Raw genomic sequence first — 24121 nt, 5'->3', positions numbered from 1 at the left:
CCAGGAGGAGGTCCGCATTCCATCGGTACCACACCGCGGGCCCGGCCACGACGTTGTCCATCGCCCGCGACTCGACCGAGTGCGACCGCTTGCCGGTTCCGCGACTACTTTCCGGACCGCACCGACTGCCTGACGCGCTCGGTCGGCGGATCGCCGGCCCCCGCGGCGTCGGTGACCGCGCCCTCGTGCGCCCCGGAGTCGCTGCGCGGCATGAAGATCCGCACCTCGGTGCCGCGACCGGGAGTCGACAGGATCTCCACCTGGCCGCCGCGGCGTTCGATCCGGCCGCGGATGGATTTGGCGAGGCCCTGCCGGTCCTGCGGCACCGCGGCGACGTCGAATCCGGCACCGCGGTCGCGCACGAAGACGCTCACCTGGTGCGGCTCCGCCTCGGCGAACAGATCGATGGTCGGCACGCCCGCGTGCTTGGCGGCGTTCACCATCGCTTCCCTGCTGGCGCCGAGCAGCGCGGTGAAATGTTCCTTGGGCAGGCCGTTTCCGGAGTCGTCGACGTCCATCGAGACATCACCGACCGTCACGGGGGTGACCTTGACGCCGTGCTGGTCCTCCACCTCGCCCGCGATCGTGCGCAGCGCCGCGGCCAAGCTCGACTGCGCGGGACCGGAATCCTCGAACAGCCACCTGCGCAGTTCCCGCTCCTGGCTGCGGGCCAGCCGCGCCACCTCCTGCGGGTCGTCCGCTTGACGCTGGATCAGGGCCAGGGTCTGCAACACGGAATCGTGCAGATGCGAGGCGATCTCCTCGCGTTCCTCGTTGCGGATGCGGGCCGCGCGCTCGGTGTTCAGCGCGCGCATCATGCGCAGCCACAGCGGGACGGTGAGCAGTCCGGCGCCGATCAGGGTGACCGCCACCGCGATCAGCGCCGAACCGAGCGAGCTCAGATCGATCCTGGCCAGCACGACGACGCCGAGCCCGAGCACCACCATGGTGGCGCCCGCGACGACGCGCGCCCAGGTGATCACCGAGGGGTGCGCGGGCAGGCCGAGCAGCGAACGGGGGCCGTCGGTGTCGTATTCGCGCCAGACCAGCGCGGCGCCTACCGCGACGACGACGATCGGCACGATCACCTTCGCCGCGACGGTGCCGTTCATCAACCACGAGACCGCCACCGAGAGACCGAGCCCGAGCAGCGCGAGACCGATCGCCTGGCGTCGCTCGGTGCCGGTCGGCTTGGCCGAATCGGCGCCGCTCGGGGTGAAGATCCACAGCAGGCCGTAGGCGATGATGCCCGCCCCCGCCAGCGCGGAAAGCAGCACGAACGCCATCCGCACCTTGAACACGTCGAGCCCGAGGTGGTCGGCGAGACCGCCTGCGACACCGCCGACGATCCGTCCGCCGGACCGGCGCACCAGCCGCAGCTGCGGATGTCTGCCGAGATCGAGCACCGGGGCGGGTCCGAGACCGCGCCCGCCGCCGAAGCTGCGGGAGGCGTCGTACCCGGGCGCGCTCCCGAAGCCCGGAGCGGCGCCGCGGGCAGCGTCGAACGCGGGACCAGTCGGGTGCATGCTTCGATACTGGCACGCTCCCCCGACCCCGGCCATCAGGAATCACCCTGATCTCGCCCTCATCCCCGCGGGGATCGCGATCCGGGCACACCACGTTGTCCTTCTGGACCGACTATCCCGTTGAACTGCGGAAACAAAGGTCCACCGGTTCGCCCGGCCTGCTGACCGATCCCGGTACGCAGAACCGCCCCGCCGAAACCCGGACTTTCCGGTCCAGCCGGAGCACGATCCGGACGCACCACGCCGTCCGGACCGGACAAAGAACCCTGTTGAGCTGCGGAGATGCAAGCATCCGCCGAGTTGTCGCCCGGCCGTCGAGCCCGACCGGCGGCACGGGCCCGCCCACTCGCCTCGCCGGTCCGGAAAACCCGCACCGACGCCGCGACCAGGGCTTTCCCGCTCACGACCCGCTTGCGGCGCTGGGCCCGGACATCGACCGCCCCATACCTTTCCGTTGGGTCGCCGAAGACCCGGTCACCACCGGGATCACCCGGTTCGATCACCCGCATTTCGGCGGGAAAGCACTTCGGGGAGGAACACATGAAATACATATCGGTATTCGCGTCGCTGTTCTCGGCCGCCGTCCTGGTGGTCTGCATGATCCTTACGGGGAGCCCGTTCGCCGGGGCGGCACCGATGGCGCCGCACGAGAAGACGGTCGAAGGGCCGAACGGATTCCGGTTCACCGTCGGACACTCCGATCAGGCCTTCCATCCGGTGGCCCCGCTGAACGGCATACCGACCAATCGGGAGGTGTTCCTCGACGACACGTTCTACGGCCGGATCGACGCGGGCGGGACCGGAACACTGAAGGCCGGATACCTGGTCGCCTGTGCGGTCGACCTGACCGTCGGCATCGACCTCGGCGCGGCGATCGGCTTCGACGCGGGATTCCAGGTCGGCGGCTCCAGCAGCGGCGACTCGGCCTCGTCGAGCGTGGACGCGAGCCTCGGCCCCGACCTGCACATCGGCGCGAGCATCGACCTGTCGATCACGCCGGGCAAGGTCCAGCCCTTCGAGGTCGGTACCAAGGAACTGCCGCCCGGTGGCACCGGCTACCTCGTCAGCCGCGATTTCCACGTCTCGGTGCAGGATTGCGGCGGTCCGCTCACCATCCGCTCGTACACGATCGTCGACGCGCAGTCGTCGGAAGTCAGCGGGCGCGAAGCGGTCTACGGCGACCCGATCTTCCTGTGAGGTCGAGATGGAAGGCGGTGCGCGATGCGGCGCACCGCCTCTGTCGAGGAGGTGAGCGGCGGCCCGGCCGGGTAAATTGTCCCTGTGTTCGTACCGCCCAAACGTTTCCGTGGGCACGCGTGACAGGGGACGCGCTGCGGGGGGAAATTCGTTCGCCACGAGCGATTTTCGCTGAACGATTCGCCGACCTGTATGCCGCTGCGGGCAACCCGACGCTGCGCAGGGTCGCCGCCCAGGCGGAGAACCGCATGCGGGCCGCCGCGGCGGCGAACCCGGCGTCCGCCCAGCGGATCAGCGACTGGAAGGCGGGCCGAAATGTGCCCGCCCGCTTCGAATCCCTGCTGCCGGTGGTACTGACGCTCATCGATCTCGCGAAGAAGCGCGGCGCCGCGCTGCCCGCGAAACTCGCGGACCCGCAGGAGTGGAAGCGGCTGTGGACCGCGTCGAACTCCTGGACGCCCGACGACGCCGACGACGCCGTGTGCCCCTACCTCGGCCTCCAGTCCTATCGAAACACCGACAGCGACATCTTCTTCGGGCGCGAGCGGGTGACCGAGGAGCTCACCGAGCTGGTACGGAACACTGGGCGCGACGGTGGCGGAATCGTCACGCTCATCGGCGCATCGGGAGCCGGTAAGTCTTCGCTGCTCGCGGCGGGGTTGTCGTCCGAACTCGCACGGGGACAAGGTAACTGGCACATCGTCACAGTGACGCCCGGCGCGCATCCGCTGGACTCGTTGACGAAGGCCCTTGGCGGGCAAGAGAAGAACGCCGCGAGCACGGAAACGGCAAAGTTTCCTGGCGTACAGGACAGGGACGTCGCGGACACCGACTCGGCGAAGCCCTCGGGCGCGCAAGGCAAGAACTCTGTCCACACCAACTCGGCGAAAGTATTCGGCACGGAGGACAAGGACTCCGCTGGCATCGCCTCGGCGAAGACTGTTGGCGTGCTGGGCGAGAACTTCGCGAGCACCGACGCGGTGAAAGCATCCGGCGAGGACCGCGCCGCCGCGACTAGGTCGACCGATGGATCGCTCCTGCTGATCATCGACCAATTCGAAGAGCTCTTCACCGTCTGCGCCGACGAACAGGAGCGCGACGAGTTCCTGGCGCTGCTCGATCGGCACGCCACGCAGACCGACAACGTCGCCGTCGTGCTCGCCCTGCGCGCCGACTTCTACGCCCGCTGCCTCGACTATCCCGTTCTGCAAGAGTCCCTGGAAAAGCGCAGCTATCTGCTCGGCCCCATGCGCGTCGACGAGCTCACCGAGGCGATCACCGGCCCCGCCGAACGCGCGGGACTGAAACTCGAACCCGGACTCGACGAACTCGTCATCACCGAACTCTGCGGCCTCGGCGACCATCGGACCCGCCAGAGCTACGACCCTGGCGCCTTGCCGCTCCTCTCCCACGTCGTGGCCGCCACCTGGCAGCACCGGGAGGGACGCAAACTGACCGTCGCGGGCTATCGCGCGGCGGGCGGTGTGGTCGGCTCCGTCGCCGCGACCGCGGAACAGGCGTGGAGCGAACTGTCCGATCCGCAGCAGTCTGCCGCGAAGGACGTCCTGCTCGGACTCGTCACCGTGGCGCGCGACTCCCGCGACACCCGGCGCATCGCGGTGCGCCCCGCACTCCAGCAGCGCAGTCCCGACCCGCTCTCCGCCGCCACGGCGCTGGAATTGCTCGTGCGCACCCGGCTTGTGACGTTGGACGCCGACTCGGTGTTCCTCACCCACGAGATCGTGCTCGACGCCTGGCCGCGACTGCGCGCCTGGATCGATGAGAACCGGGTCGGCTATCTGGTGCGGCAGCGGGTGGAAGCCGATGCGGTCGAATGGGATTCGATGGGGCGTGATCCGGCGCTGCTGTATCGGGGGTCCCGGTTGGAGGCGGCGCTCGACCACGCCGTGGCGGCCGACGGGGTAGTCCACGACTTCCTGCACGCCTCGCGCGCATCGCGCGGCCGGACCCGCCGACGCACCTCGCTGACCCGGCTCGGTCTCGCGTTGGCGGGAGTGGTGCTGTTGGTGCTCGGCCTCACCGCCTACACCCAGACCGAATTCGGGGAACGACAGCGTGCGGAGAAGAATTTCGCCGCCGTGCTGACCGAGGCTCAGCGCCTGCGCGCCATCGATCCCTCGCTGTCCGCGCAGCTCTATCTCGTCGCCGAACGGATGCGGCCCGGCGACGAGGCGGTGCGAACCCAGCTGCTCAGCGCGCAGAATCAACCACTCGCGACCACCGTCTCGGCCCACGTCAACGGGTACGTCGAGGTGACTCAGCAGCCAGGGGGTGCGCTGTTGGCCTCGGTCGACCACGACCGCGTCGCCTACCTGTGGGACACGCGCAACCCACAGCACCCCCGCAAGCTGACGCAGCTCCCCGGCAAGATCTCGCATGTCGGGTTCAGTCCGATCCGTCGCGTGATGGCGACGAGCGGCAACGAGGTCACGCGGCTCTTGGACATCTCCGAGCCGGGCACACCACGACAGTTGGCCGAGCTGCCGCGCGCCGAGGCTGGACCGTACGTGGCCACGAGCTTCAGTGCGGACGGCAACATCCTCGCCGCCGTGAACGCCGACTCGGTCACGCTGTGGAACGTCACCGATCCCGTTCGCCCACAGCTTCGGCAGGTGCTGCCGCTTGGACGAGACATCAGTGCCGACGTGCTGTTCAGCCCCACCGAGCCGGTGTTGGCCGTCCTGACGAACAAGCTGTCTACGACTACGCTGCCCAGCGACGGGCGGATTCAGCTGTGGGACGTCGGCCGCCCCGAGGGCATCGTGCCGATCGGATCGCCGATCGAGGCCGACACGGCGGCACTGCGCCACATGGACTTCCGCCCGGACGGGCGAATTCTCGCCGTCGGCACGGGCGACGGGTCGCTGCGACCCAACCGGCAGGCGGAACAGGCGGCGGTGAGGCTGTGGCGGGTCGGGCGAGATATATCGCCCGCACCGATCAGCGCACCGGTGGATATCGGCGAGTTCGTCCTGTCGTCGTTCGCCTTCAGCCCGGACGGCCTGGTGCTCGCAGTCGCCACCACCAAACGGGCGGCACTGTGGACCGTAGCGGATCCGTCCCGGCCCGCACCTATCGACGAGCCGCTGGCGATCAGTCCGGTGACCTGTCGGTACTCGAACGGCTTGGCGATGCCCTGCCGCGGCGGTCCCACCGACCTGGCGTTCGGTTCCGACGGGCGGACCCTGACAGCGAGCGGCCCGGACGGCAACCTGCGCGTCTGGTCGATGCCGCCTGGACTGGTGTCGGGCGCGGCAGAGAAGTCGGCTTTTCCGTTCTTCGACGCGGCAGGCCACCGCGCGGTCACCTATTCGGGCGCTGACGCGAGCGAGATCTGGGACACCCGAGATCCGTTGCGGTGGCGGCTGCTAGGTCGCTTCACGCACCAATCCGGCAGCTACCCGTCCAAGGTCAGCCCAGACGGCACTACCCTGCTCATCACTTCGCTCGGACGCCCCATCGCGCTGTATGACATCTCCGATCCGGCGAACGTGCGTCGTCTCGGCGACTGGGCGAAAATGCTGGAGAACACCGACCACTACGCGATCCGGCCGGATTGGCGGGTCGCCGTGACGTCACACGACGACTCGCTCCAAGTGTGGAGCCTCCAGGATCTCGCCAACCCCACCCCGCTCGGCGAAAAGGTGTCGGTCGCCGGCGCGAGAGACATCGCATTCAGCAGCGACGGCAGCCTCCTCGCGGTCCGCACATTAGTGCCGGGCCATGTCGTGTGGGAGCCACTCACGTTGTGGGACTTCGCCGATCCGCTACGACCTATCCCGCTCGGCAACGCCCTTCCCGACCTGGACACCAACCTGAGCACCGCACAGTTCGCTCCCGATGGCCGGACGATGCTCCTGGTGAACAACCAGCTGATGCAGGTGTGGGACATCGGCGACCGCAGCCACATCCAACCGATCAGCGCGCCGATCGTCGCGGACAGCCTTTCGGTCGACCGTATCTCCTTCGCCGCAGACTCCCGCAGCGCCGTCATCACAGGTGGCGACAGCCGAATAACCCTGTGGGACTTGACAGATCACGCCAATCCTCGACAGGTCGGCGCCCCCATTGCACCGCCGCGCGACGGTGAGAACTGGACCGCCCAATTCCTCCCCCACGGCAACCACCTCGTCATCTCCGGCGGAGGGCTGCGCGTCTGGGACCTCGACATCTCCCATGCCATCGATCGAATCTGCAACGTCACCGGCTCCCTACTGACCGAGGACTTCTGGCAACGCCACCTCCCCCAACTCCCCTACCGCCCACCCTGCTCCTGAATCACACCCTCTTACAGGGACTTTCCAAGCATTCCTTCAGGACCGCCGACCATGCTGAAAGCGACCACGGGGGCAGTCCGTGGTCGCGCCGGGTAGGGAGCCCGGGCGTGGAACGAGGGGGATACCCGTATGTATGGGAAGTCTGGGCTGGCCGCTGTCGCGATCGCGGTGGGTTGCCTCTCGGGGCTCGCACCGCAGGCGGCGGCGGTCGATCTCGCACCGCACGAGAAGACGTACTCCGCCCCGGGCGGGCTGGAGTTCACGGTGGGCCACACCGAGCATGCGGCCCGGCCGACGGGATCGCTGAACGGCATGCCGACGAATCGGGACGTGTTCCTGGACAATACGTTCTACGGGCAGGTGTCGGACGGAACCGGTCACCTGAAGACCGGGTACTTCGTGGCCTGCGCGGTCGACCTGAAGGCAAAGCTCGATCTCGGGGCCGAGGTCGGCATCGACGCGGATGCGAGCGCGCACCTGGGTTTGACGCCGGAGTCGCTGCTGCCCGGGGTGGACGTGAGCGTCGGGCCGTACCTGAGCGCGGGGATCGGCGTCGATCTCTCGATCAGCCCGGGCAAGGTGGTCGACGTGCCGGTCGGCGAGAAGGAGCTGCTGCCAGGGAGCACGGGGTACGTGTTCAGCCGGGACCGGCGCGTCCACGTCGAGGATTGCGGCGGGCCGTTGACGGTGCAGGCTTACGCGATCATCACGGCGGAAACGCCGGAGGTGACCGCGGACGGCGCGGTGTTCGGGGATCCGTTCACGATGTGATCGCCGGGGCCCGCGCCCGCCCGTCCAACCGGATCAGGATGTATTTCAGGGTTCCCCCCGATGCGCCGCGCCGCTGGTCAGCCGCACCATGGGGATTATGACGAGAACAACCTTCGGCGATCAGCTGCAGCAGATGTGGCAGACGCGGCCCGTCCGGTTGCCGCGGCAGGGTCCGGTCGCGGGCGTCGCGGCAGGATTCGGGCAGCGCTACAACGTCGACCCGGTGCTGGTGCGGGTCGCGTTCGTGGTGTCCACCTTCTTCGGCGGCGCGGGCATCGTGCTGTACCTGCTCGCCTGGCTGCTGCTGAACGAATCCGGGGATCAGTCCTCGGCCGCCGAATCGCTGTTCGGCAAGGGACACAGCTCACAGTCGCAGACGAAGACGGTCGTGCTGATCGTGGCGCTGGCCATCGCGGTCACGACGGTCGGCCCGTTCGGCGTCGGGCTGGCGGGCTCCGGAATGATCAGCCTGGCCCTGATGCTGGCGGGCTGGTGGATGCTGTTCATGCGGTGCCCGCAGCCGCCGCCGGGCACCAGCGCACTCGACGGCGGTTTCGCCGACAGCGGGTTCGCCGACGGCCTCGCCGCGACGGGCTACCCCGGAGCCGCGTTCCCGACCGGCCCGCTGCGCAACCCCGGTTACCCGGTCCCCGACGTCCCGCCGGTGTACAGCCCGTACACCAAGCTGCCGGACGCCTACGTTCCCGACACACCGCGCGAGCCGGAGGCGGAGACCCCCGTGCTGCGCGCCGATGCGCCGGAGACCGTATCGCTGGACAAAAGCGTCGACGAACCCGCCGAGGTGACCGACGCGAAAACCGAAGTGCTCGAAGCGCGGACCTCGTCACCGCAGCCGAGCGCCGGGGAATCGCTTTCGCTGGAGAAGCCCGACGCCGAGCCGAAAGCCCCCACCGAGCCGAAGACGCTCGCGGAACAGCCTGCCCGTATCCCGGCCCACCCGACGCCCGCGGCCTTCACCGGCGTGACCCCGCCGTCGTGGGATCCGCTCGGCGTGGCGCCGCTGGCCTGGGACCTGCCCGAGCCGACCCCGGCCCGCCCGGTGGTCGCCTTGCCGCCGAAGCGTCCCCGTTCCCGGCTCACCCCGGTCGTGCTCGGCCTGGCCATCCTGGCCGCGGCGGGTACGGGCGCGATCGCCGCCGCGGGCGTGGACTGGATGACGCCCGGCCGGATCGCCTCGGTGGCCCTGGCCGTGATCGGCCTCGGCCTGGTGCTCGGCGCGTTCCTGCGGCGCGGCTACGGCCTGCTGGTCGTCACCGCTCCGCTCGCCGGCTTCGTCATGCTCGCCTCGATGATCGGACCCATCGAATTCGACAGGGGCGCCATGGGCGATCACGTCTGGACGCCCGCGACGATGGCCGAACTACAGCAGGATTACCGGATCTCGATGGGTTCGGGAACGCTCGACCTGCGTTCGCTGAACCTGACCGAGAACCGGACGGTGAACGTCGATGTGCAGATGGGCGAGGCCCGCATCCTGGTGCCGGCGGGTATGACCGTTCGCACCGATTGCACCGTCAACATGGGCGAGAACCTGTGCCCGCAGGGCGTCACCGGTCCGAACACCCCGGGCGCCCCGGTGCTCGACCTCGATGTGGACATTCATCTCGGCAGTGTGGAGGTGCAGCGTGGCTGAACAACCCCGCCCCAAGGACCCGACCGAAGGCCGAGGACCGTCGGCGTCCCTGCTGATAGTCGGCCTGCTCGCCCTCGCGGTGAGCGTCTGGGGCTTCATCGGCCCCACCGCGACGGCCAGCGGAGCGATCTCCTTCGGCTGGATCGTCGTCATCGCCGCCATCGTCGTCGGCGTCCTGCTGGTGATCTCCCCCCGCAGACGGCACTAGCGCGATGGCCCGAGTCGCACAGGAGAACCTCATGGCGCGAGAACAATTCGAGACCGACGCGGCCGATCCGACGCCGCCGCAACGACCGGGCACGCCCGTCGCGCGGGTCGTGCCGGTCACGCCGGCCAGGGCCCACGCCGGAGGCGGCACACTACTCGGCCACCTCGTCCTCGGCCTCGGCTGGAGCCGCGCCGAGACGGACTGAATCCCGAAACGCCGACGGCCCCCGCACACCTCGTGTGCGGGGGCCGTCGAGGTCTCAGGGGATCACTCCCACTCGATGGTGCCCGGCGGCTTGCTCGTGACATCGAGCACGACGCGGTTGACCTCGGCGACCTCGTTGGTGATACGAGTCGAAATGCGCTCGAGCACCTCGTACGGCAAACGGGTCCAGTCGGCGGTCATGGCGTCCTCGCTGGACACCGGGCGCAGCACGATCGGGTGACCGTAGGTGCGGCCGTCGCCCTGCACGCCGACGCTGCGCACATCGGCGAGCAACACCACCGGGCACTGCCAGATCTGGCGGTCCAGCCCGGCCGCGGTGAGCTCCTCGCGGGCGATCGCGTCGGCCTGCCGCAGCGTGGCGAGACGATCACCGGTGACCTCGCCGACAATGCGGATTGCCAGGCCCGGACCCGGGAACGGCTGGCGCGCAACGATTTCCTCGGGCAGGCCCAGCTCGCGGCCGACCGCGCGGACCTCGTCCTTGAACAGCAGCCGCAGCGGCTCGACGAGTTCGAACTCCAGATCCTCCGGCAGCCCACCGACATTGTGGTGCGACTTGATGTTCGCGGTGCCGCTGCCGCCGCCGGATTCCACCACGTCCGGGTACAGCGTGCCCTGCACCAGGAACTCGACCTCGGGCGCCTGCCCGTCCTCGGCGCCGTGCTCGGCGACGACCTCGCTCACCGCGTCTTCGAAGGAGCGGATGAACTCGCGGCCGATGATCTTGCGCTTCTCCTCGGGATCGGTGACGCCCTTCAGCTCGCCGAGGAACTTGTCCACCGCGTCGACGGTGACCAGCTTGGCGCCCGTCGCGGCGACGAAATCCTGCTGCACCTGCTCGCGCTCGCCCGAGCGCAGCAGGCCGTGATCGACGAACACACAGGTCAGCCTGTCACCGATGGCGCGCTGCACGAGCGCGGCCGCGACGGCGCTGTCCACACCGCCGGACAGGCCGCAGATCGCGTGCCCGTCGCCGACCTGCGCGCGGACCTGCGCGATCAGCGCGTCGGCGATGTTGGCGGGCGTCCACGCTGACGGGATGCCCGCGAGCTCGTGCAGGAAGCGGCTGAGCACCTGCTGACCGTGCGGCGAGTGCAGCACCTCGGGGTGGTACTGCACGCCCGCCAGGCGACGGGCCCGGTCCTCGAACGCGGCGACCGGCGCGCCCGCGGTGGTGCCGGTGATCTCGAAGCCCTCCGGCGCGTCGGTGACCGCGTCACCGTGGCTCATCCACACCGGCTGGATGGTGGGCAGACCACCGTGCAGCAGGCCGCCGTCGATGTTCAGCTCGGTGCGGCCGTACTCACGGGTGCCGGTGTGCGCGACCGTGCCGCCCAGCGCCTGCGCCATCGCCTGGAAGCCGTAGCAGATGCCGAAGACCGGAAGCCCCAGATCGAAGAGCCGCGCGTCCAGCTGCGGCGCACCCTCGGCGTACACGCTGGCCGGGCCGCCGGACAGAATCACCGCGAGCGGGTTCTTCTCGGCGATCTCCTCGACGGTGGTGGTATGCGGAATCACCTCGGAGTACACACTTGCCTCGCGCACCCGCCGAGCGATCAGCTGGGCGTATTGGGCACCGAAGTCGACGACGAGGACCGGTCTCTGGGATTCTGCCACAGCCACAGTCTAGTGAGCCGGGTGCGCGCCCGAACCAACGGGCAGGTCCCCTGTGCAGGCACGTTGTCTCCGACACACCGGGCGCCCTCGGCCTCCTCCGACTATCTCGAAGCGGGCGGCTCGAATCCCGCATCGACCGGGCCGCGGCTCGTTATCCTCTTGCTCGTGCCCTTCGCCCGTGCGATAGACGCCGACATCCATTACGAGGACAGCGGCGGCAACGGTCCGGTGGTGTTGCTCGCGCACGAATTCCTCATGGACCGCACCATGTTCGCTGCACAGATGGCCGCGCTCGCGCCGGAATTCCGGATCGTGTCCTGGGACGCTCGCGGGCACGGACGCACCAGGGATCAGGGCCTACCCTTCACGTACTGGACCGCGGCGCGCGACGCGCTCACCGTGCTCGACCAGCTCGGCGCCGAGCGCGCGGTGTTCGGCGGCACGGCGCAGGGCGGCTTCACCGCGCTGCGCGCCGCGCTCATCGCGCCCGAGCGGATCGCGGGACTCATCCTCATCAGCACCGAGGCGCACGGACCGACGCCCGAGCAGTCCACGGCCACCCAGCGCTTCCTCGACGAGTGGTACGACGACGACAGCAGGGAGCACGCGGTCGGCCGGCTCGCCACCTGGCTGATCGGCGACGACGACTGGTATCGGGCGATCTGGACCAAACGCTGGCTCGGCCGCGATCGAGACGGCATCGAGGTCGCCGCGGGCTGCCTGCTCGCCAGGGAGTCGGTGCTCGACCGGCTTCCCGAAATCACCTGTCCCGCATTGGTCATCCACGCCACCGACAGCGGCATCACGCACGACCGCGCTAAACAACTGGCCGCGGGCCTGGCGTCGGCGACCTACGTGGAGATCGCGGGCGCTCGCCTCGCGGTCACCATGACCCACCCGGAACCGGTGAATCACACGATCCGGCAGTTCCTCCGCGACCACGTGATGCCAACGCACGCGCGGTGACGCCGGTTCGCACAGCCGACGAACAGCGCTGAGCCCGCGCCCGATCGGTCGGGCGCGGGCTCGAGGCGAACGCGGACGGCCTCAGGCGCGAACGCTGAGTCCGACCTTCTGGAACTCCTTCAGGTCCGAGTACCCGGCCTTCGCCATCGAGCGGCGCAGGCCGCCAACCAGATTCAGCGAGCCGAACGGGTCGTCGGACGGACCGAAGAGCACCCGCTCCAGGCTCGGGCGCACCTGCTCGGTGGACTCGCCGCCCAGATCCCACGGATCGTCCACGTGCAGCAGCGAACCGCGCGGCACCGACGGGTGCGCGGCCGCCGACGGCCAGTACCAGCCGCGGCCCGGCGCCTCGGCGGCCAGCGCCAGCGGCACCCCGAGCATGGCGGCGTCGGCGCCGCAGGCGATCGCCTTCGCCAGCTGACCGGAGGTGGCGATATCGCCGTCCGCGATGACGTGCACGTAGCGGCCGCCGGTCTCGTCCAGGTAATCGCGGCGCGCGGCCGCGGCATCGGCGATGGCAGTGGCCATCGGCACCCCGATGCCGAGCACCTCGCCGGTGGTCGTCGCGCCGGGGTAGGAGCCGTAGCCAACGATCACGCCCGCGGCGCCGGTGCGCATCAGGTGCAGCGCGGTGCGGTGATCGCTGACACCGCCCGCGACCACGGGCACGTCCAGCTCCGCGATGAAGGTCTTCATGTTCAGCGGTTCGCCGTCACCGACGTGCTCCGCGGAAATGATGGTGCCGTGCACGACGAGCAGATCGATGCCCGCCTGCAACAGGGCGGGCGTCAGCGCGCGGGCGTTCTGCGGGCTGACCCGCACGGCGACGGTCACGCCCGCCGCACGCACCTCGGCCACCGCGGCCGCGAGCAGATCCGGCTGCATCGGCGCCGCGTGCAGCTCCTGCAGCATGGCGACCGCGCGCTCGTAACCGCCCTTGCCGACCAGCTCGAGCAGCTGATCGATCTTCGCCTCGACGTCGGCGTGCCTGGCCCACAGGCCCTCGCCGTTGATCACGCCGAGCCCGCCGAGACGGCCGAGCTCGATGGCGAACTTCGGCGACACCAGGGCGTCGGTCGGGTGCGCGAGGAACGGAATCTCGAACCGGTAGGCGTCGAGCTGCCACGCCAGCGACACCTGCTTCGACGAGCGGGTACGCCGCGAGGGAACGATGTCGACATCGTCCAGTTCGTAGGTACGCCGGGCCGTCCGGCCCATGCCGATTTCGACCATGTCGCGCACTTGTCTGTCCTTTCGGTGTTTATTTACGCGCTGGCGCGCGCGTGTTCGCGGCCGTGTCTTTGGCGCGCTGGCGCGCGCGTGTTCGCGGCCTTTTATGTCTCGCTTCCGAGCGGTCGAGACTCGCGACTGCGTCGCATGCGCTTCGACCGCTCGGAAGCGAGACGGCCGCGAACGGGCTCGTAAGACTCGCCCTCGGGGTGGTCGGGAGGGAGCGCCCGTGCGGGCACGTCGACTCGCGAACAGGTTAATCATGCACGGGGTACCCACTCGGATCGCAATCGCGTCCTGTACCTCGCGCCGAAAACCGGAATGTGCACCGGTGTCCTGAACTCGACCGGCGACTCCGTCAGGGCCCCTTCCCCGCGCCGCCCGCGGCAGCCGGGCCTGTGATGGCAGGTTGCCCGGCTACCGAGGCTCGCGTCGGTCGGGTCAGCCGCGGCCGGTGTAGTTCGGCGCTTCGACCGTCATCGTGATGTCGTGCGGGTGGCTCTCCTTCAGGCCCGCCGCGGTGATCTGCACGAACTGCGCTTCCTGGAGCTCGGCGATGGACTGCGCGCCGGTGTAGCCCATGCCGGCCCGCAGGCCGCCGACGAGCTGGTGGATCACCTGATTCACCGGGCCGCGGAAGGGCACGCGGCCCTCGATGCCCTCGGGCACCAGCTTGTCCTCGGCGAGCACGTCGTCCTGGAAGTAGCGGTCCTTGGAGAACGACTTGGCCTGACCGCGGCCCTGCATGGCGCCCAGCGAGCCCATACCGCGGTAGCTCTTGAACTGCTTGCCGCCCACCAGGATCAGCTCGCCGGGCGATTCGCCGGTGCCCGCCAGCAGCGAGCCGAGCATCACGGTGGACGCGCCCGCCGCGATGGCTTTGGCGATGTCGCCGGAGAACTGGATGCCGCCGTCGGCGATGACCGGAACGCCGTGCGGCTTGCACGCGGCGACGGCCTCGAGGATCGCGGTGATCTGCGGCGCGCCGACGCCCGCGACCACGCGGGTGGTGCAGATGGAGCCGGGGCCGACACCGACCTTCACCGCGTCGGCGCCCGCCTCGACCAGCGCGGCCGCGCCCGCCCTGGTGGCGACGTTGCCGCCGACCACCTGGATGCGGTCGCCGACCTCGGCCTTGACCTTGGCGACCATCTGCAGCACCTGCACCTGGTGTCCGTGTGCGGTGTCGACGACCAGCACGTCGACGCCCGCGTCGGCCAGGGTCATGGCGCGCGACCAGGCGTCCTCGCCGACGCCCACCGCGGCGCCGACCAGCAGACGGCCGTCGCGGTCCTTGGTGGCGTTCGGGTACTGGTCGGTCTTGACGAAGTCCTTGACGGTGATGAGCCCGCGCAGGCGGCCGTTGCCGTCCACGATCGGCAGCTTCTCCACCTTGTGGCGGCGCAGCAGCCCGAGCGCGGCCTCCGCGGTGACGCCCTCCTGGGCGGTGATCAGCGGCGCCTTGGTCATCACATCGGCGACGCGGCGGTCCTGGTCCACCTCGAAGCGCATGTCGCGATTGGTGATGATGCCGACGAGCGCGCCGGTCTCGTCCACCACCGGAAGGCCGGAGATGCGGAACCGGGCGCACATCGCGTCGACCTCGGCCAGCGTGTCGGTCGGGCGACAGGTCACCGGATCGGTCACCATGCCCGCCTCGGAGCGCTTGACCGTCTCCACCTGGGCGGCCTGGTCGGCGGCGGACAGATTGCGGTGCAGCACGCCCATACCGCCCGCACGGGCCATCGCGATGGCCATGCGCGCCTCGGTGACGGTGTCCATGGCAGAGCTGACCAGCGGGGTGCGCAGCCGGATCTCCCTGGTGAGCTGACTCGAGGTCTCCACCGAACTGGGAATCAGATCCGATGCGGCGGGCAGCAACAGCACGTCGTCGAACGTGAGGCCGAGCATGGCGATCTTGTTCGGGTCGTCGCCACCCGTAGGGGGGCGGACTGCCAGTCGTTCGCCCGGTACGGGATTACTCATTCGGATCGACCCCTCCTGGAACGTCGAAAGCGAGAGACGCCGGATGGACCGGCGTCGCGCACAACTGATGGGATGGACGGTGGCGGCGAGGTCAGCGTGTCGGGAACTGTCCGGCGCCTGCCACCTATGGTATCTGTCCCGCAAACTCGTCGATGAACTGAGCCCAGTGGGCGCAGCCGGGACGAAGTCCGGCGGAAGACCGCGCACGGCCGGAGTGGCAGGCGGAGGCGCGCCCGGTCGCGAAACTGGCACCCTACATAGCTGGCGCAGACCACCCTGTTCTGCGTACCGTGGGTGTGTGCGTGACCATCTACCACCTGGCTTGCCGCCGGATCCGTTTGCCGGAGACCCCTCCGACCCGTCCGCCGCGCTCGACGCTATCGAGCCCGGCGAGCCGCTGGATCCCCACGAGCGCCTTGCGGTCGAGGAGGATCTCGCCGACCTCGCGGTCTACGAAGCGCTGCTCGCGCACCGCGGAATACGCGGGCTCGTCGTCAGCTGCGAGGACTGTAGGCAGGACCATTACCACGACTGGGACATGTTGCGCGCCAACCTGCTTCAGTTGTTGGTCGACGGCACGGTGCGGCCACACGAGCCCGCCTACGATCCGACGCCAGAGGCGTACGTCACCTGGGATTACTGCAGGGGCTACGCGGACGCGTCGATGAACGAAGCATTCCACGGCGACGGGTTCGACGGCTTCGACAGCTGATCTCGCGATCCCGACACCCGAACACGACGAAATACCGACCGCCGGTCGGCAATCGGTCGACGCGCGCGTATTCGGGTGACGGCCCTCACGGCCTCCGCGACACGCCGACGCACGGCGTGCGCGCACTCCTCTTGTCGGTGTCGAACGACACACGATCAACGACACGCGATCACGGTGAATATCCAACCTGCGACCGGCCGGACACCCGGCAGGCACCGGGGGAAGACGAACTCGCTTACGCCCGAGCTCAGTTGCTCGGAGTGTGGCTGACCGAGGGCGCGGTCGGAATGTTCACCGTGCCCGGCCCGTCCTCCAGGATCGGCGACCTCGTCGCCGGCTGAGTCGGTGCTTCGACATCTCCGCCGGTCGGCACGCCGACCGTCGTCGGCGCCTGCGTGGTGGGCGGCCCCGGGTTCGGCGGCTGTTCGACAGGCGTGGTCGGCACGGTGGTCACCGGCTGTTGCGTCGTCGGCGCGGTCGGACCACCGGTCGGCCCGGTAGGTCCGGTCGGTCCAGCCGGCTCCACGGTGGTCGGCGGCGTGGTCTCCGAGATCGGCGGCACCATCATGTTGGTGATGGTGGTGGTCTCGCGGGCAGGCTGCGTCGGCGTGGTGGTGGTGGAACCGGTGGCGCCGGTCGGCCGCGGCTGGTTCGTGGTGGCCTGTTCGAGCGCGGCCGCCGCCTCCGGCGACAGCTCACGCAGCTGTGTGAGCAGCTTCTGCCACTCGGACTCCAGATCCTGCTTCTTGCCCGAGTCGCTGACCTGGTCGACGTTCACCGACGCGCGCTCCAGCAGCGCCTTCGCCTGCGCCGGATTGCGCTGCGCCAGAGCCTGCTCGGCCTGGTCCAGCTCGTTGCCTGCGCGCTGCACCACGGTGGTCTGCGCCTGCTCGCTGAACACGACCTCTTTGACCCGCCACAGCGGATCGCCGGGCTCGGCGCTGTAGGAGAACGCCGTCACACCGCCGAAGACCAGTGCCAATGCCGCCGCGGTTCCCGCGATCGGACCGACAAGCCGAAGACGGCCACGGTTGACTGCGCCGACTCGAACCTTGCGCGCGCCGATCTCCTGGTTGACCGCGGCAACGACCGCGTCCAGATCCGGTGCGCTCGGCAGCGGCGGCGAAATCAGTTCCGCACGCCAGTCAGCCAGCAGTGCGGCTAGCTGAAACTCCTCCGCGCTATCGGTCTGTACCGGTCCATCGCTGGCGATGGCGTCGATCAGAACATCGTCACGGCGTACCGCGGCGATGTCCACCGGTCCGGTGTCACCAGTCCCCCCGGCGTAGGGACCGCTATTTCGCGATCCACGTCGCGCCTTCCAGTCACCCCGACCGCGCTCGCCATCCCTAGCCATACATTTCACCTGCCCTCGCCACTTGTGACTTCAGTTTCGCGAGCGCCCTGTGCTGGGCCACCCGTATAGCGCCCGCCGTACTGCCCACGGCGACCGCGGTTTCTTCCGCTGACAAACCCATGACCAATCGCAGGATCAGGATCTCTCGATGCTTTTCGGGGAGAGTCGCGAGCAGACGGTTCATCTGCCTACTCGTCTCCGATTCGAGAGCTCGCTGTTCCGGTCCTTGGTCGGTGGATATGACATCTGGTACTTCGGCCATCGCCTCCGCCTTGTTACGGGCGGCGTTGCGGTGTGCGTCGGCGACCTTGTGCGAAGCGATTCCGTATACGAAGGCCATGAAGGGCCTGCCCTGGTCCTGATACCTGGGCAAGGCTGTCATCACGGCCAGACATACCTCCTGCGCAACGTCGTCCGCGGAGAGCTGTCCACGCTCCGCCGCGCCGATACGCGCGCGGCAGTACCGGACAACCAGCGGGCGGATCAGCTCTAGTACCTGAGCTAAAGCGGATCTGTCGCCCTGCGCTGCGGCAGCGACGGCGAGGTCCAACTCTTCGCCCGTGTGCGTCATCGTCAGAGATATTCCTGGCGTTACAAGTGGCACGGGCCCGATGACCTGTGCTTCCGCGGATGTGGCGGAACGGATCTAACAATAGCGATAGGCGACGAGGAACCGAGCAACATGGTCACTTGTCTCGAGAACGTCTCGCCGACCGTCACGCGGCGCCCGGTGGCCGAAAACGCCCGCCACGACGGGCGATTCCCGCGGCGCACGCTGCCGCCTCGCCCGCGGCGCCCGGATCCGACAAGCCGGAACGCAGCATCGCGCACGCCCAGCGCAGCGGAAGCAGATCGTGCTCCCGGCATTCGGCGGCCACCGTGTCGGCCAGCACTCGGGCGTGTTCGACATCACCCGACGCGGCCGTCGCCGCGGCGACGAGGAGCCGGGACTTGACGCGGTGCCGCACCGACGGCGCGGCCTCGGCGAGGGCGAGGGCTTCGCGCGCGTGCGGCAGCGCTTCCCGGGCCGCACCCGACGCCAACGCGGTCTCGGCGCTGACCCAGTGCCAGCGGATCCAGGCCCGCCATCGCAGGCCGTCCGGATCCAGCGCGGCGCGGCTCCGGTCGAGCAGCGTGCGCGCCAGTGCGAGGCGGCCGGCGCCCAGCGCGTCGGCGGCCAGGCCGGTGAGGGCGTCGCACATCGCGTCGACGCGGTCCGGCGCGGACCCGGCGGGCGCGAATGCGAGGTCGCCGCCCGGCAGCGCCAGCGCGGCCGCACGTCCGTCCGGGCCGGACGCCGCAGCGTGCCAGCCGAGTTGACGCAGCAGCGAGCCCTCGGTGCTCGCGGCCAACGAGAGCAGTACCGGATCGGCGGTCCGCCGTCGCATCGCGGACAATTCCGCGCGGGCCGCGGCGTAGCGGCCCTGTCCCCCGAGAATCACCGCCCGGAGCCAGGAACTCAGGGCGTCCTCGGCGGCCGGCAACTCGGCAGCGGCGAGGCCGGGACGAGCCCCGAAGGCTCCCATAGCGAGGACTTCATATCGGACATCCACGGTCGGAACTGGCGCGAACACGCGCGAACTCTATCCCGTCCGCGGCCGACGACCGCGCGTAGTAAATGGCGGCTCGAAGACCTGGCTACTTGTCAGCATTTCTGGTACGCCGCCCATGTTTCCATCAGGTAAATCTCGTCTCAGCATTGCGAGATCATCCGCGACACAAATTCACGCGCGTTTCGCGCAATTAACCTCCGCGCCCCGTTTCCGCCATATGGGCTGTGCTCGCGCACAGCCCGTACGGTGGCCACCGTCACTCCGGTTACCTGTCCCCCATGGAACCAGTAACCTGTGAGCGGTCCCAAAAAAGACTCACGACCTGCGGAAACCTTGACATACTCGACACAAGCAGCTACCCGCCGCGTTCTAGCCAACCGAACAGTATCACCGGAACCCACGTTAAAAGTAAACAGCGGGTAGGTTAAATCTCGCCATTGCCAGATTTCGAAAACCAGTGCGTCGAACTATTGACGGAATTTCGCGGCTACCCCTAACGTAACTCATCGCCACGGACGGCGCCGCGCGAAATTGCAGCGACCGGAAGGGCGAGCCGAGGGACACCGCCGATCGCACGTGTCCCCCACCTGTTGCAGTCAACTGCTCGACAACGCCGACGAGCTCGCAATACGAGGAGTTCACCATGCCCATGCCGACCCACCTCCCCGGACCGAACGCCGACGTCTGGGACTGGCAGATGCGCGGTTCCTGCCGAGGCGTGGACTCCGCCGTGTTCTTCCATCCCGACGGCGAACGCGGCCGCGCCCGCACCGCACGCGAGATGCGAGCCAAGGAGATCTGCCGCGCCTGCCCGGTACTCATGCAGTGCCGCAGCCACGCGCTGAAAGTCAGCGAGCCCTACGGCATCTGGGGCGGCATGTCGGAGACCGAGCGCGAGATGCACGCGCGGCGCAACCGCCGTCGCATGGCCGTCTGAGCCGCGACCAGCCATCGCCGCAGCCACAGCGCGAATCCGCGACCCATCCGGACCGCGTGGCGCGCCGAATGCCTAGCAAATAACCGGCCACTGAAACACCAGAAACACGATCCCGGCCGAACCCGATGGCACACCGCTGTCCCGGTCCGGAACCGACGCCGACGCGCGGCATCAGGCGGTCACCACCGCCGTACCCGCGGTCGCGGCGAGCAGGAGCCGCGCGATTGTCGGCCCGGTGGCGATCGGTTGCTGTTGGCGTGTCACATCTGAATTCGCCCGGCGTTTGGGAGTTCACCGCAAAGTAGCTGAGCTGCTTGCGGTTTGCTGGCACCCCACTGGAAGGAGGCGATAGCGGCACGCTACGGTAGTGACCGATGACACAGAATGGAGCGTTGTGACAACGCGGCCGCCAGCCGCAGAGGGCGACTCGTTCCGAAGAGAAGCCTTCCCACCGAGTGTGGATTCTGCGGTGTCGGCACGCGCAGCCGAAAGCATCGAACTAGCCGCTCTCTTGCATCGCTGCGGCCAGTCCGACCAGGAAGCTTTCGCCGAACTGTACGACCGAACGTGTGCGCGCGTGTTCGGTCTGGTGCTCCGGGTGCTACACGATCCGGGGTACGCGGAGGAGACCACGCAAGAGGTGTATCTCCAGCTCTGGCGTACCGCAGCCAGTTTCGACCCCGCGAAGGGGTCGGCGGTGACGTGGTTGATGACGCTCGCCCATCGGCGTGCCGTCGACCGGGTCCGCGCCGAGCAGGCCCATACCCTGCGCGAAGTCGCGTACGGGATAAGGGTTCTCGGCAACGAGTTCGACGAGGTGATCGAAGAGGTCGAGCGCAGGCTCGAACAGCAAGCGGTCCTCGAGGGACTCACCGGCCTCACGGAAACCCAGCGAGAAGCCATCTCGCTGGCCTACTACGGCGGCCGAACTTACGCGGAGGTGGCCACCTATCTCGGCGTAGGGTTACCGACCGTCAAGTCCCGAATTCGGGATGGATTGACACGACTGAAGAAAAGTTTGGGGGTGACGTGAGATGAACGAAGCCCAGATCGATCTCGCGCACACCGTCGCGCTCGGATCGATCGACGACGAAGACCATCACGCGGTACAGGAATTGCTCGACGGCGAGGATCCGGTGCTACACGCCGAGTTCATCGCGGAGGTGCGGCAGGCCAAGGATGCCTTGGCCGCGCTCGCGGCGGTGACGGCCACCGCGCCGCCCGCCGCGCTTCGCGGTCGGTTGCTCGCGGCCATCGCTGCCGAGCAACCTCCCGTCGCCTCCTGAGCTACACCCCCAGTCGGCGCGCCCAGGGCTGCGCCACGGCACCGATCTCCGGTGACCTCGCGCGCTCCCGCGCCGATCGCCGAGAGACCGCTCGCCATCCCCGCCGGAGCTTCCGCGCGCGACCGCGTCGTCTGCTGCGCCGAAGTCTCCGCACCGGGCCGCTTCCCGCGCGTCTCGCGTAGTCCCTTTTCCGCGCGATCGACCCGACGCCTGTCGCCTCTCACGATCCGCAGCGGGCTTGCCGAGCGGCGCACCGACCCCCACATGACGAAAAGGCCCCCGGATTCGAACATCCGGGGGCCTTTCACACGCTCGACGCGTCAGTGCGCGTGACCGTGATGACCGTGGTCGTGCGCCTCCTCGGCGGGCTTGTCGACCACGGCGCTCTCGGTGGTGAGCACCATACGGGCGACCGACGCGGCGTTGACCACCGCGGAACGGGTCACCTTGACCGGGTCGACCACGCCGTCGGTGAGCAGATCACCGTAGGTGAGGGTGGCGGCGTTGAAGCCTTCCTTACCCTCGGAGACCTTGCTGACCACGACGGCGCCGTCCAGGCCCGCGTTGGTGGCGATCCAGTACAGCGGCGCTTGCAGCGCCCGCCGCACCACCTCGACGCCGACGGCCTCGTCGCCGGACAGCGAGTCGCGCAGCTCGACGAGCTTGGCGCCCGCCTGCACCAGCGCGGTACCGCCGCCGGGGACGATGCCCTCCTCGACCGCGGCCTTGGCCGCGCTCACCGCGTCCTCGACGCGGTACTTGCGCTCCTTGAGCGCGGTCTCGGTGGCCGCGCCGACCTTGATCACCGCGACGCCGCCCGCCAGCTTGGCCAGGCGCTCTTCGAGCTTCTCGCGGTCCCAGTCGGAGTCGGTGGCCTCGATCTCGCGGCGCAGCTGCGTGCTGCGGGCGGCGATGTCCTCCGCGGTGCCCGCGCCGTCGATGATCGTGGTGTCGTCCTTGGTGACGACAACGCGCCGGGCCTTGCCGAGCACCTCCAGGCCGGCCTCGCGCAGGGTGACGCCGATGTCCGGGTTGACGACGGTGCCCGCGGTGACCACGGCCAGGTCGTCCAGGAACGCCTTGCGACGGTCACCGAAGAACGGCGCCTTCACCGCGACGGCCTTGAGGGTCTTGCGGATGGAGTTGACCACCAGGGTGGACAGCGCCTCGCCCTCGACGTCCTCGGCGATGATCAGCACGGCCTTGCCGCTCTCGGCGATCTTCTCCAGCAGCGGAAGGAGGTCGGGCAGGGAGCTGATCTTCTCGCGGTGCAGCAGCACCAGGGCGTCCTCGAGCACCGCCTGCTGGGTGTCGGCATCGGTGACGAAGTAGGGCGAGAGGTAGCCCTTGTCGAACTGCACGCCCTCGGTGACGACGAGTTCGGTCTCCAGCGTCGAGGACTCCTCGACGGTGACGACGCCGTCCTTGCCAACAGTGGTGAGCGCCTTGCCGACCATCTCGCCGAGCTGCTCGTCACGCGAGGACACGGTGGCGACCTGCGCGATGGCCTTCTCGCCGGAGACCGGGGTGGCCGCGGCGAGCAGCGCCTCGGAGACCGCCTCGGCGGCCTTGGCGATGCCCGCGCCGACCACGATCGGGTTGGCGCCCGCCGCGACGTTCTTCAGGCCGCCGCGCACCAGCGCCTGGGCCAGCACGGTCGCCGTGGTGGTGCCGTCGCCCGCGACGTCGTTGGTCTTGGTGGCGACGCTCTTGACCAGCTGCGCGCCCAGGTTCTCGAACGGATCCTCGAGGTCGATGTCGCGCGCGATGGTGACGCCGTCGTTGGTGACGGTGGGGCCGCCGAACGCCTTCGCGAGCACCACGTGGCGACCGCGCGGGCCGAGGGTGACCTTCACCGCGTCGGCGAGCTTGTCGACGCCGCGTTCCAGAGCCCGGCGAGCCTTCTCGTCGAACTCGATCTGCTTTGCCATAAGTCCTTTTCCTTGGATGCCTGGGCGGGTCCGGCCCGGTGGGGCCGTGCGAACCCGCCCGGTGGGCTGAAACGACGTTGCCCCGGCCCCGCTGGGAGGGGAACCGGGGCAACGTCGTTACGACTCGATCCCGGGCGTGGCCGGGAAGCGCGATCCGATCCGGACCGCGCCGAGCGCGGTCACTTGCTGACGACAGCCAGCACGTCGCGCGCGGAGAGGATCAGGTACTCCTCGCCCTGGTACTTGATCTCGGTGCCGCCGTACTTGCTGTAGATGACGGTGTCACCCTCCTGGACGTCCAGCGGGATGCGCTTCTCGCCGTCCTCGTCCCAGCGGCCGGGGCCGACGGCGACGACGGTGCCTTCCTGCGGCTTCTCCTTCGCCGTGTCCGGGATGACCAGGCCGGAGGCCGTCGTCGTCTCGGCCTCGTTGGCCTGGACGAGGATCTTGTCCTCGAGCGGCTTGATGTTCACGCTCGCCACGTTGAGCCCTCCACTTTCAGGGGATTTACGGTCGTCCGGAACTGTTGTCCCGGACCATCGGTTCGGTCACGGTGCTGACCCTGCGCATAGCCCCGTCGTCGCGGGTGCCGGGACCCCTGCTCAGTAGTCACAACTGCTGACACCCGGCGAATGCGGAGGGCGGACGGTTACCCGGCCGTCCACGT

20 protein-coding genes are annotated in these 24121 nt (G+C 69.0%); 11 read left to right on the top strand and 9 right to left on the bottom strand.

Annotated elements, in window-relative coordinates; translation table 11 throughout:
* Window positions 1-104: 104 nt before the first annotated feature.
* Window positions 105-1526, bottom strand: coding sequence for an ATP-binding protein (locus AC3ERS_RS05910; RefSeq protein WP_431964253.1), 1422 nt, complete (start codon window positions 1524-1526; stop codon window positions 105-107).
* 540 nt (window positions 1527-2066) lie between these two features.
* Between AC3ERS_RS05910 and AC3ERS_RS05905 the strand changes: the two genes are divergently transcribed.
* From AC3ERS_RS05905 to AC3ERS_RS05880, 6 genes are all read left to right on the top strand, one after another.
* On the top strand, window positions 2067-2723 hold the full coding sequence (locus tag AC3ERS_RS05905; RefSeq protein WP_431964251.1) for an MspA family porin: 657 nt from the start codon (window positions 2067-2069) through the stop codon (window positions 2721-2723).
* Between the two features lie 17 nt (window positions 2724-2740).
* Complete coding sequence (locus AC3ERS_RS05900) at window positions 2741-7021, top strand: NACHT and WD repeat domain-containing protein (protein ID WP_431964249.1); 4281 nt, start codon at window positions 2741-2743, stop codon at window positions 7019-7021.
* A 129-nt stretch (window positions 7022-7150) separates the two neighbouring features.
* A complete protein-coding gene (locus tag AC3ERS_RS05895; protein ID WP_431964247.1) occupies window positions 7151-7792 on the top strand; it encodes an MspA family porin in 642 nt (213 codons plus the stop codon).
* An 88-nt stretch (window positions 7793-7880) separates the two neighbouring features.
* Complete coding sequence (locus tag AC3ERS_RS05890) at window positions 7881-9446, top strand: PspC domain-containing protein (protein WP_431964245.1); 1566 nt, start codon at window positions 7881-7883, stop codon at window positions 9444-9446.
* Window positions 9439-9654: a hypothetical protein gene (locus tag AC3ERS_RS05885; protein WP_431964243.1), complete on the top strand. Its 216-nt coding sequence runs from the start codon at window positions 9439-9441 to the stop codon at window positions 9652-9654. Before AC3ERS_RS05890 ends, AC3ERS_RS05885 begins: the two co-directional genes overlap by 8 nt.
* A 31-nt stretch (window positions 9655-9685) precedes the next feature.
* On the top strand, window positions 9686-9859 hold the full coding sequence (locus tag AC3ERS_RS05880) for a hypothetical protein (protein ID WP_431964241.1): 174 nt from the start codon (window positions 9686-9688) through the stop codon (window positions 9857-9859).
* 62 nt (window positions 9860-9921) lie between these two features.
* Here the strand turns inward: AC3ERS_RS05880 and guaA are convergent, their stop codons facing one another.
* Window positions 9922-11502 carry a glutamine-hydrolyzing GMP synthase gene (guaA, locus tag AC3ERS_RS05875; protein ID WP_431964239.1) on the bottom strand — a complete coding sequence of 527 codons (1581 nt, stop codon included), beginning with the start codon at window positions 11500-11502 and terminating at the stop codon, window positions 9922-9924.
* A gap of 159 nt (window positions 11503-11661) precedes the next feature.
* Here guaA and AC3ERS_RS05870 point away from each other — a divergent pair, with 159 nt between their 5' ends.
* On the top strand, window positions 11662-12462 hold the full coding sequence (locus AC3ERS_RS05870) for an alpha/beta fold hydrolase (protein ID WP_431964237.1): 801 nt from the start codon (window positions 11662-11664) through the stop codon (window positions 12460-12462).
* An 81-nt stretch (window positions 12463-12543) separates the two neighbouring features.
* Here the strand turns inward: AC3ERS_RS05870 and AC3ERS_RS05865 are convergent, their stop codons facing one another.
* A complete protein-coding gene (locus tag AC3ERS_RS05865; protein WP_141807277.1) occupies window positions 12544-13704 on the bottom strand; it encodes a GuaB3 family IMP dehydrogenase-related protein in 1161 nt (386 codons plus the stop codon).
* 429 nt (window positions 13705-14133) lie between these two features.
* Window positions 14134-15678 carry an IMP dehydrogenase gene (guaB, locus tag AC3ERS_RS05860; RefSeq protein ID WP_431964234.1) on the bottom strand — a complete coding sequence of 515 codons (1545 nt, stop codon included), beginning with the start codon at window positions 15676-15678 and terminating at the stop codon, window positions 14134-14136.
* A 298-nt stretch (window positions 15679-15976) separates the two neighbouring features.
* Here guaB and AC3ERS_RS05855 point away from each other — a divergent pair, with 298 nt between their 5' ends.
* Window positions 15977-16390, top strand: coding sequence for a DUF5319 domain-containing protein (locus AC3ERS_RS05855; protein ID WP_011207424.1), 414 nt, complete (start codon window positions 15977-15979; stop codon window positions 16388-16390).
* Window positions 16391-16637: 247 nt separating this feature from the next.
* Here AC3ERS_RS05855 and AC3ERS_RS05850 read toward each other — a convergent pair whose 3' ends face one another.
* From AC3ERS_RS05850 to AC3ERS_RS05840, 3 genes are all read right to left on the bottom strand, one after another.
* Window positions 16638-17648 carry an anti-sigma-D factor RsdA gene (locus tag AC3ERS_RS05850; protein WP_431964232.1) on the bottom strand — a complete coding sequence of 337 codons (1011 nt, stop codon included), beginning with the start codon at window positions 17646-17648 and terminating at the stop codon, window positions 16638-16640.
* A gap of 91 nt (window positions 17649-17739) precedes the next feature.
* Window positions 17740-18318: a sigma-70 family RNA polymerase sigma factor gene (locus AC3ERS_RS05845; protein ID WP_067784912.1), complete on the bottom strand. Its 579-nt coding sequence runs from the start codon at window positions 18316-18318 to the stop codon at window positions 17740-17742.
* A 145-nt stretch (window positions 18319-18463) separates the two neighbouring features.
* Window positions 18464-19273: a hypothetical protein gene (locus AC3ERS_RS05840; protein ID WP_431964230.1), complete on the bottom strand. Its 810-nt coding sequence runs from the start codon at window positions 19271-19273 to the stop codon at window positions 18464-18466.
* A 670-nt stretch (window positions 19274-19943) separates the two neighbouring features.
* Between AC3ERS_RS05840 and AC3ERS_RS05835 the strand changes: the two genes are divergently transcribed.
* The 3 genes from AC3ERS_RS05835 to AC3ERS_RS05825 all read left to right on the top strand — a co-directional run bounded on the left by AC3ERS_RS05835 (window position 19944) and on the right by AC3ERS_RS05825 (window position 21523).
* A complete protein-coding gene (locus tag AC3ERS_RS05835; RefSeq protein WP_067784918.1) occupies window positions 19944-20237 on the top strand; it encodes a WhiB family transcriptional regulator in 294 nt (97 codons plus the stop codon).
* A 457-nt stretch (window positions 20238-20694) separates the two neighbouring features.
* The gene (locus AC3ERS_RS05830; RefSeq protein WP_431964228.1) at window positions 20695-21270 is read left to right on the top strand and encodes a sigma-70 family RNA polymerase sigma factor; all 576 of its coding nucleotides are present in this window, start codon (window positions 20695-20697) and stop codon (window positions 21268-21270) included.
* A gap of 1 nt (window position 21271) precedes the next feature.
* Window positions 21272-21523 (top strand): RskA family anti-sigma factor, encoded by a 252-nt coding sequence (locus tag AC3ERS_RS05825; RefSeq protein WP_357407582.1) that lies wholly within the window; start codon window positions 21272-21274, stop codon window positions 21521-21523.
* A 320-nt stretch (window positions 21524-21843) separates the two neighbouring features.
* Here AC3ERS_RS05825 and groL read toward each other — a convergent pair whose 3' ends face one another.
* Both groL and groES read right to left on the bottom strand, forming a co-directional pair.
* Complete coding sequence (gene groL, locus AC3ERS_RS05820) at window positions 21844-23454, bottom strand: chaperonin GroEL (RefSeq protein ID WP_431964226.1); 1611 nt, start codon at window positions 23452-23454, stop codon at window positions 21844-21846.
* A 179-nt stretch (window positions 23455-23633) separates the two neighbouring features.
* A complete protein-coding gene (groES, locus tag AC3ERS_RS05815) occupies window positions 23634-23936 on the bottom strand; it encodes a co-chaperone GroES (protein WP_014349218.1) in 303 nt (100 codons plus the stop codon).
* Between the last annotated feature and the right edge of the window lie 185 nt (window positions 23937-24121).

The organism is Nocardia sp. bgisy134 (assembly GCF_057708325.1).
This window is presented reverse-complemented; position numbering and strand designations above follow the sequence as displayed.

Excerpts from the sequence above, each read along its gene's own strand:
- AC3ERS_RS05910 (WP_431964253.1), bottom strand. The coding sequence starts at position 1,526 with ATGCACCCGACTGGTCCCGCGTTCGACGCTGCCCGCGGCGCCGCTCCG.
- AC3ERS_RS05905 (WP_431964251.1), top strand. The coding sequence starts at position 2,067 with ATGAAATACATATCGGTATTCGCGTCGCTGTTCTCGGCCGCCGTCCTG.
- AC3ERS_RS05895 (WP_431964247.1), top strand. The coding sequence starts at position 7,151 with ATGTATGGGAAGTCTGGGCTGGCCGCTGTCGCGATCGCGGTGGGTTGC.
- AC3ERS_RS05890 (WP_431964245.1), top strand. The coding sequence starts at position 7,881 with ATGGGGATTATGACGAGAACAACCTTCGGCGATCAGCTGCAGCAGATG.
- AC3ERS_RS05880 (WP_431964241.1), top strand. The coding sequence starts at position 9,686 with ATGGCGCGAGAACAATTCGAGACCGACGCGGCCGATCCGACGCCGCCG.
- guaB (WP_431964234.1), bottom strand. The coding sequence starts at position 15,678 with ATGAGTAATCCCGTACCGGGCGAACGACTGGCAGTCCGCCCCCCTACG.
- AC3ERS_RS05845 (WP_067784912.1), bottom strand. The coding sequence starts at position 18,318 with ATGACGCACACGGGCGAAGAGTTGGACCTCGCCGTCGCTGCCGCAGCG.
- AC3ERS_RS05840 (WP_431964230.1), bottom strand. The coding sequence starts at position 19,273 with ATGGGAGCCTTCGGGGCTCGTCCCGGCCTCGCCGCTGCCGAGTTGCCG.
- AC3ERS_RS05835 (WP_067784918.1), top strand. The coding sequence starts at position 19,944 with ATGCCCATGCCGACCCACCTCCCCGGACCGAACGCCGACGTCTGGGAC.
- AC3ERS_RS05825 (WP_357407582.1), top strand. The coding sequence starts at position 21,272 with ATGAACGAAGCCCAGATCGATCTCGCGCACACCGTCGCGCTCGGATCG.
- groL (WP_431964226.1), bottom strand. The coding sequence starts at position 23,454 with ATGGCAAAGCAGATCGAGTTCGACGAGAAGGCTCGCCGGGCTCTGGAA.